The following is a 13,766-nucleotide window of genomic DNA, read 5'->3' as shown; positions in this document are numbered from 1 at the left end:
GTCAATATGAACTTTCCGATTAATCCGCTATCCGCCGCGATGAGCGCCATTCAGTCGATGTCGGCGCAGGCCGCCGGCGGCGCGGGCAGCGCGGCCACGGTGTCGTCCGGCGCGGTGACCGGACAAAGCGCGGGTTCGGGCGCGGCCACCGCAGGCAGCTTCGCGGACGCGCTCAAGTCGTCCATCGACAAGATCAGCGCCAACCAGACGACTGCGCTCAACGAGGCGCATGCATTCGAAATCGGCGCGCCGAACGTTTCGCTCAACGACGTGATGGTGGACATGCAGAAGGCCAACGTCGGCCTTCAGTTCGGCTTGCAGGTGCGCAACAAGCTCGTGAGCGCGTACAACGACATCATGCAGATCTCCGTCTAACGCCCGGCGAGCGCCGCCGACCGTTCCGATTCAGTCCTTCGAGCGTGGCTTTGTTCGTGGCCTGCTCTTGGTTTTCGCCCTCAAACCCTTGCGCCCTAAAGCTTTTGCGCGTTTCTCCGATAACCCCGTTAGCAGCCCGGCGAACGACGGTTCGCTCGCGAAAGCGAGCCGCGCCTTCGTATTTCGAGCCGGCGCGGATGTTCGCAGGCCGGCAAAGGCCGGGCAGACGCGGGAGCGACACGGCGACATGCCGCGTGCTCCGCGTCGCGGGAAATTACAGGTTGCAGGCGGCGCGGGTGAAGGCTTCGAGCCACGCTCGCCGGCTGCATGGATTTGCACGGGACGAGACGGGGCCGAGGCACGCGCGAACGCGCGCGCCGGCTAACCGGGGCGAAAAGCCGTAACAGTCGTCGAGACAGGAGCCATCGATGTTTTCGCAGGGACAGGCGGGAGCCAACGCATATGCGCGCGTCGGCGTTCAGACCGGCGTCATGGGAGCCAGCCCGCACCGGCTCATCGTGATGCTCTATCAGGGCGCGCGGCAGGCCATCGCGCAGGCGCGCATGCATACGCAGCAGAACAACGTGGGCGCGCGCGGCCAGGCGATCGGCAAGGCAATCAGCATCGTCGAAAGCGGGCTCCAGCAGGCGCTCAACAAGGACGCGGGCGGCGAAATCGCGCAGCGGCTCGACGCGCTCTATTCGTACATGACGCGCCGTCTCTTGCAGGCGAACATGGAGCAGAGCGAGACGATGCTCGTGGAAGTCGACAATCTGCTGGCGACGCTCGAGGAAGCGTGGGTCGGTATCGGACCGGAAGTGGCGCAAATGACCGCCGCGGCCGTCTGAACGAAAATCGGTGGGCGACTGCCGCAGAAGAATGAAAACGACAGAAGAATACTTCGCTCACTACGAAGCCATTGCCGCGCTGTCCGCCCAGATGCTGAGAGCGGCGCGCGAAGGCGACCTGGGCGATTTGAAGGCGATGCAGGGCACGTATCGCGACCTCGTCGAGCAGTTGAAGGACGCCGATCACGCATCGGCGCTCGACGAGACCGCGCGGGCACGCAAGCTGGACCTCGTGAAGAAGATTCTCGCCGACGACGCCGCCATCCGCGACCTGACATCGCCGAGTCTCGCGCGTCTGTCCGCGCTCTTCGCGGTCAACAGTCCGGCGCGCGTGCTCAAAAAGATGATAGGACTGCGTTAGGCAGACACGCCGCGAGGCTTCGCGGACGTACTTGAGGAATCTCGGCATGACAGGATTCGACTCCGCGATAGCAACGCTCCTGGCCGGCCGCTCGGACCTCGTCCTTTCCGCGATCCGCGCAGCCGACGCGGTGAACGGCGCGGCGGGCGCCGCTGCGGGACGCACGACGACGCAGGCGGGCACGTCCGCCACGGTCGATACGCCCGACACGCCCGAATCCGGCGCGGCGGGCGCGGGCCCTGCGGCATCGGCGCAGACCGAGCTTTCCAGCGTCGCGCGCACGCTCGACGTCATCTCGCGCTTGTCCGGCACGGCGTCGGCCGTTATCGGCGACGCCCCGTTGTGGCCGACGCCGCCGCGCCCCGCGAGCGCGTTCGCCGCGCTCACCACCGGTCTTTTCGATACAGCGTTCTCGTCGAACGCCGCCGCCGTCGCGGCGGCGCGCGCCGCGAGCCAGAACTTGCCGCCGCTGCCGGCGTCGGTGCTGGCGGGCGAGCTGGCGAAGACCGTCGGCGAAAGCGGGCTCTTCTACGAATCGCATCTCGCGCAGTGGCTCGCAGGCCAGCGCACGGCAGCCTCGCTCGGCAACGAGCCGCAGGCCCGCGTCGATCCGCGCGCGTTGTCGCTGCCGTTCGATCTGGCAAACGAAGGCGCGCCGGACGCGGCGCACGCTGCGCCGGCGTTTGCCGCGTCGCCCGCTTTCCCCGATCTACACGACGCCGACCCGCCGACGCCCGCGCGCGCCGTCGAGATGCCGCAGACGCCGCAGCAGGCGGCGGCGCTCGCCGCGTCGGTGCGCGACGCGCCCGCGTCGGCCCTTTCGAATTCGCAGAGCGGAGCCGCAAGCGCGAGCAGTGCGAGCGCGCAGCCCGCGCCGTCCGGTTCGGGGTCGGCGATGCAGGCTTCGGTGGCGGCGGGCGTGCATCCGGCGACGCTCGACATCGTGCGCCAGCAGCTCGATCTTCTCGCAAACGGGCAGTTCCGCTGGCAAGGCGAGGCGTGGCCGGGCACGCGCTTCGAATGGGAAATCGCCCGCGAGCCGCGCGATGCCCGTACGTCGGAACCGTCGGCGGAGGAGCGCGCGTGGCGCACCCGCATCACGCTGTCGCTGCCGGCGCTCGGCACCGTGGACGCCGAACTGGTCCTGAGCGGAGAGAAGCTCGTCGCGCGCATCAACGCGAGCGACAAGGGCGCGGCCCGGCTCGCGGCGGATGGCGCGGCGTTCGCGCGTCAACTGGATGCGGCGGGCATCGCGCTGGCGTCGTTTTCGGTGCGTTCGATCGACGGCGCGGCGGGCACCGATGTCGCGCACGACGCAGGCCATGCGGCGCCGAAGCCGGTTCGGTCGCCGCTCGAACATCTGTTTCGCGCGTCGCCGCGCAATGAAGGAGGCGCGACATGAGCACGCCGTACGGCCGCAAGCAGGCGACCGCGCTTACCTACGAAGCCGGCAATCGCGAAGCGACGCCGCGCGTCGTTGCGAAGGGCTATGGGATCGTCGCGGAAATGATCGTGCAGCGCGCGAAAGAGGCGGGCGTCTACGTGCACGAATCGCCGGACATGGTCTCGCTGCTGATGCAGGTGGACCTCGACGCGCATATTCCGCCCGCGCTGTATCAGGCGGTGGCGGAACTGCTTTCGTGGGTGTATCGGCTGGAGAACGAAGAGCCGCTGCGGGAGGCGGGGCGGGCGGTGCGGTGAGGGTGGTCGTTGCCGGCAAAGAAATCGTTGCGTGCGTCGGCGGCAGCGGCTTGTAGCTCGAGCGCATGGCAGCAGAGTCTTGGGCGCGTCCTTGGCAGAAACAGGCGGCGGTTGCTATCCGCAATACCGAAGAGCCGCTCCTGAACACTTGTCTGAGCTCTTGCTGTAAGAGTCTTAGCCCGTTGTGCCCTGCGAAATGGGGCGCCCTATGGCACGTTCTGGACAGGCTCCGGGCGTGTGCTCATCGGATCCTGAACCATACGTGACTCGTCTAGATCTGCGATGTTTAGCTGGCCTCGCTTTGACGCAAGGTCGATACGGGCTTTGCGCCAGTCTCCAATCGAGCGGATGCGTCTCTGTTGCGCACCCGCCAAAGTCGCTTGGGTGTTCAGAAGTTCAAGTATATCGGCGACGCCTGCACCGTAACGGCGGCGAGAAGCTTCATATGCCCGCCGGGCCAGTGTCAACAGTTTTTCGCTTTGCGTAACCTGGGTTGTCGCAGTACATAGAGACTGCCACGCCCGCCAGACCTCCAACCCTGCTCGATCCCGAGCCAGCTCCAGCGTACTTTCCAGAACATCTGCTTCTGCGTGTGCGTGTTCTACCTGATAGTGACGTGCGAATCCATCGAAGAACGGAATGCTGATTTGCACGCCGATATAGGCTTGGTGGGAAATGGCAGGGAAACTCGCGGTGCCCAGTCCAGGACTCGCCGGTTGGTTGTTACGACTATACTCCGCAACCAGACTTAGGCTCGGAAGACCGTCTGCGCGCGCTCTTCCAATCTTGGAAACTGCCGCCTCGTATCTACCTTCGGCAACTCTAACTGCGGGGTGAGTGCGTCGCACATCGTCGATCAACGCGCCGATGGACTCGTTTAATACAGGGGCCGGCAACAAGGCTTCACCCGCACGTTCGACAACGATTGGCTCATCTGGCCGCAATCCCATGTCGGCCGCCAGCACGCCCAAGGCCGTCCGTAGTTCGCCCTCGGCCCTATTGACGTCGGCGACGGCCTGTTCGAGTTGCGTTTGTGCTTGCAAAGCATCTGAGATTGGCGCCGCCCCCTTGTCGACGCGCACTTGCGCAGCGGCCGCGCTTTCGCGCATCGTGTGTTCCACTTCGCGCGCCACATCTAATCCGGCCTCAGCTGTCTGGGCTGTGTTGTAGTCATTCGCCGCAGTGGCGAATGTTTCCTGGAGCACCGCATCCTCTTCCGCCTCGGCTGCTGCTAGCGTTTCGACGGCGCTGCGCATGTCTGATGTACGCGCGCCGAAGTCCATCAGCACCCAATTGAGTGAGGCAATTGTTGTACGGAGCGTCGCCTGCGAGCGGGAACTCAACTGTGGTCGACCGGCTACGTCGGTCACCGACGTTTCGCGCAAGCTACGCCAACTGCCCGTGACCGAAGGCAGGAGCGCGGCACGAGCCACGCCAACTGCGGCTGCTTCGGCCTTGACGTTAGCCCATCTCTCGCGCGTCTTCGGATTGTTGCAAAGCGCTCTCGAGATGGCTTCCGCCGCTCCGAGCAAACCTCCCATTCTCCCGAAGTGACAGGATTGCGTTCCTGCCAGCGTCGGAGCTCGGTTGTCGAATGACCCGCTGACCTCGGTCAGCAGGGGATCGAAGGAATACGCATGTCCTGCAGCACATAGGAAGGTCAAAAGCGACGTCGCGCACAAGATGATGAGCTTACCGTTCATGCATGCCCTCCAGTGCACCTTCCATCAGCGGGCCGAGAAAATACTGCGCCACACTTTGTCGGCCGGTTGCGATGTCTGCGGTCACCGCCATGCCCGCCGTTAGCGGGATCCATCTGTCGTCGACCTGGATCCGGTTGTGCTTTAACCGTATGCGTGCCGTGAAAACAAGCCCCTGCCGCTGGTCTCTCGCTGCGTCGTTGGCTACAGATACAACCTCGCCCTCAAGAAGGCCGTACCGAGTATAAGGAAACGCCTCGATTTTCACGGCTGCGCGCTGGCCGACCTTGACGAACCCGATATCCTTGTTCTCAACAGTGGCCTCCACCTCGAGTGCGTCATCGGGAACGATCTCCATCAAGGCCTGCGCCGTAGTCACAACCCCTCCGAGGGTATGCGTGGCGAGCTGCTGAACAGTGCCCGCAACTGGAGCACTGAGACTCATAAGTGCCTCGCGCGTGCGTGCTTTGATTTCGTCATTGCGGCCTTGTGTCAAGGCTTGTGTGGCCTTCTCAAGCGCGTCCAGTTGCTCGCGCCTGAATTGCGATGCAATCGTCGCTGCGTTGGCGCGCTGTTCTTCCAATCCCGCCGCAAGTTCGCGAAGGTGACTACGTTGTACCGCCAGATCGTGCTCTTGTTGGATCGCTTCTTGCTCTCTCTGCAGATAGTCGTGACGAGCGACGTACTGATCGGCACTGAGCGCGCGATAGTCGTCCGCTTGGGCGCGCGCCAGCGGAACAGTCGCCTCTAGCATCGCGATTTGTGAGCGTGTACCCTGCATTTCGGCGGCGCGCTTGACGACGCCGGAATGAGCCGAAGCTAGCCTGTCCGAATACTCCGTCCACACGCCTTCGACCTGTCTTTGAAGGTCTGCTAAGCGCTCGGGCGGCGCACCATCTACGTCGCCAACTACGGGCCGTTCCGCAGACGAGCTCAGTGCACCGAGCAACGCTTGTGCGCGTGCTACTGCCAGCGCTGCGTCCAGCCGTGACGACTTGGCTTTCTCTTCATCGGCGGCTGCCTGCGTTGCATCCAGTCTCACTAGCATTTGGCCTTCTTGTACGCGCTCGCCGTCACGCACGGCGATTTCGCGCACCACTCCGGTTAGGGCCGGCTGAATAATCTTGACACGTGCAGTTGGGACGAGTTTCCCTCGCGCGGTTGCAACAATGTCCAGTTGTCCAACGAAGGTCACGAGGGCAATAAGCAGCGCAAGCAGCGCAATTGCACGACCGGCCCAACGCGGAGCGGGGTGAATGGGCTTCTCGATGATCTCAAGATGTGCGGGCTGGAAGGCTAGTTCATGCTCCAGCTTCGCGGGTATGTCGGACTCTCGACGCACGGCCCACGCCGAGTGCCAAGTCGACGCATATCGGCGGAGCAATTCGACTAGCGCCTGTAATCGGAGTTGCATTGAGTTGAGCTACCTCTTTCTAGCGATTCTGAAGCGAAACAAGCTGGGCGTAATAGCCCTGCAACGCAATGAGTTCGTCATGAGTACCTCTCTCGACGATTTTTCCCTTGTCCATAGCCACGATCAGGTCGGCGTCACGCACCGCAGTCAGGCGGTGAGCGATGATGAGGACGGTGCGGCCGGCGCTCATAGCCTTCATGTTGTTCTGTATGATGCGTTCAGTTTCGAAGTCGAGCGCACTGGTTGCCTCATCAAAGATGAGTATGCGGGGATTGGTAAGCAAAGCCCGCGCAATCGCAAGGCGTTGCCGCTGACCGCCAGAAAGATTCGACCCGTTCTCACCGACGACCGTGTCATAACCCTCCTTCAGTTGACAGATGAACTCGTGCGCGCCAGCGAGCTTAGCGGCGTGTATGACGGTTTCCAACGAGGCACTCGGGTCAGCAAGGCTGATGTTTTCGCGAACCGAGCGATTGAACAGCCGGTTCTCTTGGAGCACGACGCCAATCTGCCGGCGAAGCGAAGCCGGATCGGCCGAAGCAAGATCGATACCGTCAATGCGAACGGTCCCTTGCTCGGGGATATATAGACGCTGCAATAGCTTGGTCAGCGTGCTCTTTCCTGAACCCGATCGTCCGACGATTCCTACAACATTTCCCGCATGATTCTCGAGAGAGACGTCTTGAAGAACTGTTGTCCCGTCTGGTCGGTAACGAAAGTGGACCCCATCAAAGCTAACGCCCCCTTGAACCGAAGACAGCGTCGTGCGGCTCTTGACTGACTCTGTGCGCGTGTTGAGAATATCCCCGAGTCGACTCATGGAAATCCCTACTTGCTGAAAATCCTGCCACAGTTGCGCAAGACGGAGAACAGGCGCAGCCACTCGTTGTGACATCATGTTGAATGCGATGAGAGCCCCGACCGTCAACTTTCCACTGATTACGAGTTTGGCTCCAAGGAAGAGCGTGGCAACGGTAACGAGTTCTCCAACTAACTGGATTCCCTGTTGCCCGACGTTGCCGAGAGACGTCACCCGAAAACCTGCTGCTACATAGTCGGCTAGCTGCGTTTCCCAGCGCCTAATAAACTGAGGCTCCAAGGCCATTGCCTTGACGGTTTCCACGCCCGAAACGCTCTCGACGAGAAACGACTGGTTATCTGCTCCACGCGCAAATTTCAGATCTAGACGTACACGCAGAACGGGCGTAATACCAGCAGAGATCGCGGCATAAACGGGCAACGAAATTACAACAATGAGCGTAAGCCACACACTGTAGATGCACATCACAGCAATGAAGATCACGGAGAAGATCAGATCGATGCTAGCCGTGAGTGCCTGTCCTGTTAGAAAGTTGCGGATGCTCTCCAATTCGCGCACGCGGGCAACGGTGTCTCCGACCCGTCGACTGACGAAGTAAGGAAGTGGCAGCGCAACTAAGTGCCGGAAAAGGCGGGCGCCGAGTTCGACGTCAATCCGGTTGGCTGTATGCGAGAAAGTATGATTGCGAATTCCTGTCAGTAGAACTTCGAATACAGAGCTAATCAATAGCGCGACACAAACAACGATCAAAGTGCTGTTCGTGTGGTTCACGAGCACTTTGTCCATCACCACTTGAAAGAGCATAGGGGTGACAAGCCCGAAGAGCTGCAAAACAACGGACAGGCCTACGGTTTCGAGCAGCAAGTGCCTGTAGCGGATCATCGCGGGGATGAACCACGAGAAATCGAAGCGGGCGAGATCGCCGGAAAGGGAAGCGCGAGAAGTAAATAGGATCGCCTGGCCGGACGATCGTGCAATGACCTCATCAAATCGGACGATGGTTGACACGCGTGTGCCGGCATTTAACACCAGAGCCGATGTCCCGTCGCAGCGAGCCATGACAAAATGCTCGCCGTGGCGATCAAGCACGAGCGCGGGTAGCGGCATCCGGGAGACTCTGCTCACATCGAATGGAACGAGTCTCGCCTTCAGTCCGATGGACCGAGAAGCCCGGATCAGCGTGCCTGGCTCAGCCGGAGAATCTAAACCAGCGGCATGACGAAGTTGGGCTTCCTCTGCCTGAATGCCGTGAAAGCGCGCAATTACGACAAGCGAAGCTAGCCCTGCGTCGACTGAGACGTGGCGGTGATCGAGTTGAGACGTATTATTTGAGAACATAGAGACCAACGGTGCGTGTGCGATCGAACGAATGCCCGATAGGAGACGACGCTATTCGCACCTCTTAGAGTGCGAATAGCCACGCGTAATGTGCGGGAGCCAATTACATGTCTCCACGTCTTTCGGATGAAAAGGCCCCTGCGAGAGGTCCGACCATCAACAGTTCGCAGCTGCCAAGGCCACCTCGACCGTCGAGTCGTTGGATCGGGGCACTATAGTGGCCACGCTACAACTGTTAAACCCGGCCATATCCGAAATGAGCTTGTCTACTTGAGTTTGTACGTTTTGCGCCGTGCAGCAATCGCCACCTAGACTGGCTTGGACGCCGCGAGAAGGCGATTCGCCGTCGCTCTCCAAAGCAAGTACAACGTCTGAATCCTCGGAGCTAGCAATACGCAAACGTGCGCCCTGGAGCGTCGGGTTCGCTATCACCAAGATGCACGTCTCTGCAGGCGGATTCCAGCGGCAATCTGAGTCTCTTGCCGCTGGTGGCGTGTTCACGACATTGCCATAGGAGTCCGCGGGCAGAACTCTGCCACCAGACTGAACTGGCGCTGAGTTAATCGAAACAGGCGGCGTGTACGGTACGATCACGCTAGTAACGCCAGACGCACCCGAGAGGCTTGCCGACGCCTCTGCAGCCTCACTGAGTCGACCATTGATAATGTTCGTGTGGCCATCAGAATATTGGATCAAGACTGTGCGATTCGAAGAATCCTTTGCGTCAGTCGCTTTGTACTTCAGATTACCATTTGCATCCTTAACGTAATCGATGCCTTGCCCATTTTGGTAATCTTGCATGTGACGCCATCCATCCGTATCCGTGAACTCGCTATGTAGGAGCCCGGAAGATATGGAGCTTCCGTTATAGACTGACTCTCCAGTTTGTCCTGCGCCGTCAGTCCACGAGCGGTGAAGACGCCCTTCTTGCGTCCAGTATCTCGTGACAACTGCACTGTTGAGATCTAAGGTAGCGTGCACCTCCGTTTCCACCCAGACGATGTCAGCATCGTAGGTAGCTACAGCGCAATGCCCGTCAGTGAAGGTGCACTTGGATGTCATCTTGCCAGTTGCAGGGTCGTAGTTCTGCACCTGAGTGATGGCGCCTGAGGTTGGTTCGATAACCTTCCAGTTGACCTGCTTGCCACTAACGAAATCTGCTTCACCGACAAGGCGACCGTCCTCGTAGTGCAGATTTCGCAAATGATCTCCGGTCACGCCGTCGAACTGCTGATCCTCCTCAATCTTCCCGCTGGTCGGATCCATGCGCTGGTAGTTCGTCTTTCCACCATCCGCGTTAAACAGGACCTGAGCAGTGACGCGACCGAAATCATTCAGGTATTGGTAATTGACTTGGTGACCATTCGCAAAGTCCGCAATCGCGACAGGCTTGCCTCCTTGGAAATAAACGTTGCGCAGTTGGGTTCCCGTTACGCCGTCGAATTGTCTATCTTCAAGCAGCTCACCGGTCGCCGGGCTGATCAGCTGATAGTTCGTCCGGATGCCGTTCGGGTTGTACAGGTTTCGAGCAACAACATTGCGATTTTCATCTACATACAGGTAATCGATTTGGTGTCCGTTTGCAAAATCGGCGATAGCGGAGAGCTTATCGCCGCTATAAAAAAGAGTACGCACTTGAGCGCCGGTGACTCCGTCAAACTGGCGGTCTTCGAGAATTGTTCCCGTCTGTGCGTTCACGATCTGATAGTTGGTCCGCACGCCCTTGTCGTTATAGAGATTTCTTGCGGTGACGTTACCGCTTTCATCGAGGTACTGGTAGTCAGCCTGACGCCCATTCACGATTCGCAATTGCAGATACGCGGTCGCCAGTGTAGATCACATTGCGGATCTGGGTACCGGTTACGTCATCGAACTGCCGATCCTCCATTAATCTTCCAGTTGCGGGGTCAAGAACCTGATAGTTCGTCCGAACGCCATTATCGTTGTAGAGGCTTTGCGAAGCGACCCGACCGGCGGCGTCAATGTTCTGCCAATCTACTTGGTGCCCGTCCTTGATATTGGCAATGTTGGTTAACTTCCCTTCCGAATAATACAAGTTGCGCACTTGAGCACCGGTGACCGCATCGAACTGACGGTCTTCGATCATTAAACCAGTTCCGGGGTCAAATAGCACATAATTAGTGCGAACTCCATCGCCGTTGTATTCGTTTTCCGCAGTAAGCTTGCCATCGGAGAAGTATTGACGGTCGATCAGCTTACCCGTGATGGGATCATAGTTGCGAATTTCAGTGATCAGGCCCGTCAAGGAATCAATAGCCTTGTAGTTGATTTGCTTTCCGTCAACGAAATCCGCCGATGCATAAGGAAGACCGTCTCGGTAGAGCGTAGTTGCCTGTTGCTGACCGCTTACTGGGTCGAATCGACGATCTTCTTTCAGAAGGCCGGTCGCCGTATCATAGAGTCGAACATCGGTCCGCTTTCCCTCGGAATCGTACACGTTAGCTTCCGATAGCATACCGTTTACATAGATCGAACCCTTGACGGAGCAAACGAGATTCCCACTTGTCCCGAATTCCAGCTGTTGCTTGAGTTGATTGTTACCAGTGAATGTGGTTTGGATCGATGTTCCATCTAGTCGAAATTGATAGTCAGTCGTGACTCTTCCCATACTGTCACGGATTGACATGGTATAGCTGCCGTCTGAACCCCGGGTGTATGCGGTGGTTGCGACAAGGTTTCCAAACTGGTCGACGGTTTCCGCCGTGCTGATAAGTTCGTCGGAGAACGCGAAACGTTGGGACTGGCCGTTCGGCAGGCGTATCGTCATTGAGGTATCCGAAAGTTCGCCCCCCCACAGATCTCCAATCGGCTGCGCGAACTTATTTCCGGATGCGAAACCCTTTGGAGCGATACCCGCCGCTTCTAGATCGAACGCACCATTTTTCCCATACTCGTCGGCATAAGTGGTCCCGGGAGCGGTGCCGCTCGGATGCAGTGAGGAAAACATGTTGGCGGCGAGCATGACCATTGTCATACGATCAAGTTCGGCTGGTAGTCCATCGACCGTGTTTTTTGCATGTAACTGAGTTAACGCAGTGAAAATCGGTTGAGTCGGTGAATCATTGTCGCCGTTAAGATAGATGTTCGCCCCTCCCGCCGCCGCGATTTCCTGCCTCACCTCCCAGTTGAAATACACTGCCTCGCCCTCAGCTCGGAGCCCGATCCGTGCTAGGTTGACCCCGACGTTCGGATCGGTTGGGTTTGGATTTATAGCGTTGAAGTAATCGCGATCGTTGTCTACGTTCGCATAGTGACCCAGTTCGTGACTAAGGTTTCCTACGAACCTTTCCGCGGACCAAGTCAGCACGTAGCCCCCAAATTGAATGTTGCTTCCCACGAAGCTTAAGCTATTTGATGTGTTCGCTAGGATAGCAATCGGTTGCATTTTCCCGCTGGCAACGTCTTCCGAGTAGCGGTATAACTGCGCGAGCAAAGTTGGACTTTTATTCATTAGCGCAACTGCCCCATCTGGAAGGTTACCAGCAGCGGCTCCCCAGAAAGCTTCGTTTCCCGTAATAGTTTTAAGTTCACTCATTGCCGTCATTCCTGTACAAATTGACCCTTATCAGACACCCGTTACTATCGCTTTGAAAGACAGCGATTAATCCCTTGGTGCCGCCAAACTTATATTGAAGCGCATTCTTGAAGCCACCGCGATCATTCGGCGGACCGAAGCGCTCCAGTACGTCAATCTTCGGAACGCATGTTGATTCGCTCCGTAGGGGTACGAAGAGGATCGTAAGCACGGCATCAGGTTTAATGCTTTCGTCATAATGAACATTCCGATAGTCGATGAACGGGAATCTCACCGATGGGCCCGATGCAACTGATTCCCGATCCCGAGACACATAGTTGAACGGAAGTAGCTTGCGAAATTTCCACTCTCCCATCGCTAACTTCAACCCAAAGAGCCGCTCCACCTTTTCTGGCTCGTCCAAGTAGTCTTGCGTAGTGAAGTCTTGAAGAGTCGCCAGGAAGCTTTGAGTGAGTGCATCACTTCGACTGTTAATACCGGTTACGGCCGAACCACACGCTGACGTCAAGAAAAGCAGAGTTGATATAAGCAACAGACGAACGGTGCACGGCACGGCCTCGTCCGTAGATGAGTGTCCTTCACCTACATCGGCATGAATCTGATGTTTGATTCTTTTCCGCATAGAACTTATTCTAGAGTTGGGCGGGAGTTGCTTTTAGGCGTCGACATGCCTTCATATCAGATCACGTCACATTTGAGTTCGAGGCACTAGAGGTTTCTACGGCCAATCGGTCTGCCAAAAGCGGACTAGCATGATGACCCGACCCGACTGTGGGCGCACGTGCTAACCCAAAGCTCATGTCCGCTCAATATCGGGCAAGGCGAGAGCAATGACCGGTTCGTGCGGCGAACGATGTTCCACGCCGAACTTCTGAGCAGATTGGTATTGCATTGAAGTCTCTTGAAGATCGGATTCTTTCTGAACTGTTAGCCGCAAACTTCGTTGTATGAGGCCAGCGTTAGAACGTGCCTGCAGTAAGCATCTCTCCGCAAATACCAACAGCGGGCGGACCATTATCGGCAGTCTTCGACGCCGGGAGCCGAGCCCGCGATAGGAGGCAGTTCAGCGCGCGGCGGAAATGACAAGTCCGCCAGTAAGATCGCCGTTAAACACACAGTATCGATTCCTTTCCAAGAATCAATTCAACCCGCTGAAATACGGGCTGAGATTCTCTCCTCGCTTTCTGCGAACGACTGAATCGCGCCGGGCATTCCCGAGGGTGTTGCTCGGTTAAACGCACCAGCGACTGCGACTGCCTTTGCCCTTCCGGTTGCCGTGTTCCCTAGCCCCAAGCGGATAAGAAATTGACTTCGGGACGTAATGTCTGAAATGGCCCAATAACCTATATTCCAATCAGCCTCTTCGTCGAGTCAAACGTTCGTGCAACAACTGTGCACCCGCTTCGTCCGCGCTGCACGGGCGACGCGCTCCACAACGTTCTTTCAAGACCCAGATTACAACACTAAAACGTTTATATTGTAAGTTGTGGACTTGTAAAATTAACTGGTATTTCATACGGCAATGGCTTCGATAATCGAAATAATTCGATTGCGGCGAGTATGTTTTCGTCGTAGGTCCGTCGACGTCTGACTAAGAGGGATCTAGGCCTATGAAACTATTATCGGTATCCACGATGGTTCGGGCGGCAACTT

The 13,766-nt window shown here is 58.1% G+C and carries 11 protein-coding genes; 5 read left to right on the top strand and 6 right to left on the bottom strand.

Features of this window, described 5'->3' with window-relative positions; all coding sequences use genetic code 11:
- The first annotated feature begins 6 nt into the window (after positions 1–6).
- The 5 genes from fliE (at position 7) to JYK05_RS12700 (ending at position 3,285) form a co-directional block, all read left to right on the top strand.
- Positions 7–375: a flagellar hook-basal body complex protein FliE gene (fliE, locus tag JYK05_RS12720; RefSeq protein WP_206467215.1), complete on the top strand. Its 369-nt coding sequence runs from the start codon at positions 7–9 to the stop codon at positions 373–375.
- A 428-nt stretch (positions 376–803) separates the two neighbouring features.
- Entirely contained in the window at positions 804–1,223 is a 420-nt protein-coding gene (fliS, locus tag JYK05_RS12715) for a flagellar export chaperone FliS (protein ID WP_175938522.1), read from the top strand.
- A 31-nt stretch (positions 1,224–1,254) separates the two neighbouring features.
- Positions 1,255–1,584 carry a flagellar protein FliT gene (locus JYK05_RS12710; protein ID WP_175938520.1) on the top strand — a complete coding sequence of 110 codons (330 nt, stop codon included), beginning with the start codon at positions 1,255–1,257 and terminating at the stop codon, positions 1,582–1,584.
- 46 nt (positions 1,585–1,630) lie between these two features.
- Entirely contained in the window at positions 1,631–2,986 is a 1,356-nt protein-coding gene (locus JYK05_RS12705; protein WP_206467214.1) for a flagellar hook-length control protein FliK, read from the top strand.
- On the top strand, positions 2,983–3,285 hold the full coding sequence (locus tag JYK05_RS12700) for an EscU/YscU/HrcU family type III secretion system export apparatus switch protein (RefSeq protein WP_206467213.1): 303 nt from the start codon (positions 2,983–2,985) through the stop codon (positions 3,283–3,285). Before JYK05_RS12705 ends, JYK05_RS12700 begins: the two co-directional genes overlap by 4 nt.
- A gap of 206 nt (positions 3,286–3,491) precedes the next feature.
- Here JYK05_RS12700 and JYK05_RS12695 read toward each other — a convergent pair whose 3' ends face one another.
- From JYK05_RS12695 to JYK05_RS12670, 6 genes are all read right to left on the bottom strand, one after another.
- Positions 3,492–4,988: a TolC family protein gene (locus tag JYK05_RS12695; RefSeq protein WP_206467212.1), complete on the bottom strand. Its 1,497-nt coding sequence runs from the start codon at positions 4,986–4,988 to the stop codon at positions 3,492–3,494.
- Positions 4,978–6,327: an HlyD family type I secretion periplasmic adaptor subunit gene (locus JYK05_RS12690; protein WP_371826385.1), complete on the bottom strand. Its 1,350-nt coding sequence runs from the start codon at positions 6,325–6,327 to the stop codon at positions 4,978–4,980. The genes JYK05_RS12695 and JYK05_RS12690 overlap by 11 nt, the downstream gene beginning before the upstream one ends.
- A gap of 91 nt (positions 6,328–6,418) precedes the next feature.
- Positions 6,419–8,557, bottom strand: a complete 2,139-nt coding sequence (locus JYK05_RS12685) for a type I secretion system permease/ATPase (protein WP_206467210.1) — start codon at positions 8,555–8,557, stop codon at positions 6,419–6,421.
- A gap of 156 nt (positions 8,558–8,713) precedes the next feature.
- Positions 8,714–10,366 (bottom strand): hypothetical protein, encoded by a 1,653-nt coding sequence (locus tag JYK05_RS12680; protein WP_206467209.1) that lies wholly within the window; start codon positions 10,364–10,366, stop codon positions 8,714–8,716.
- Complete coding sequence (locus JYK05_RS12675) at positions 10,338–12,113, bottom strand: hypothetical protein (protein ID WP_206467208.1); 1,776 nt, start codon at positions 12,111–12,113, stop codon at positions 10,338–10,340. Before JYK05_RS12675 ends, JYK05_RS12680 begins: the two co-directional genes overlap by 29 nt.
- A complete protein-coding gene (locus JYK05_RS12670) occupies positions 12,106–12,735 on the bottom strand; it encodes a hypothetical protein (protein ID WP_206467207.1) in 630 nt (209 codons plus the stop codon). Before JYK05_RS12670 ends, JYK05_RS12675 begins: the two co-directional genes overlap by 8 nt.
- Between the last annotated feature and the right edge of the window lie 1,031 nt (positions 12,736–13,766).

This window comes from Caballeronia sp. M1242 (assembly GCF_017220215.1).
In the GTDB taxonomy this organism is placed as follows: domain Bacteria; phylum Pseudomonadota; class Gammaproteobacteria; order Burkholderiales; family Burkholderiaceae; genus Caballeronia.
Note: the sequence above shows the minus strand (reverse complement) of the source record. Positions and strands in the feature narration are given on the sequence as shown.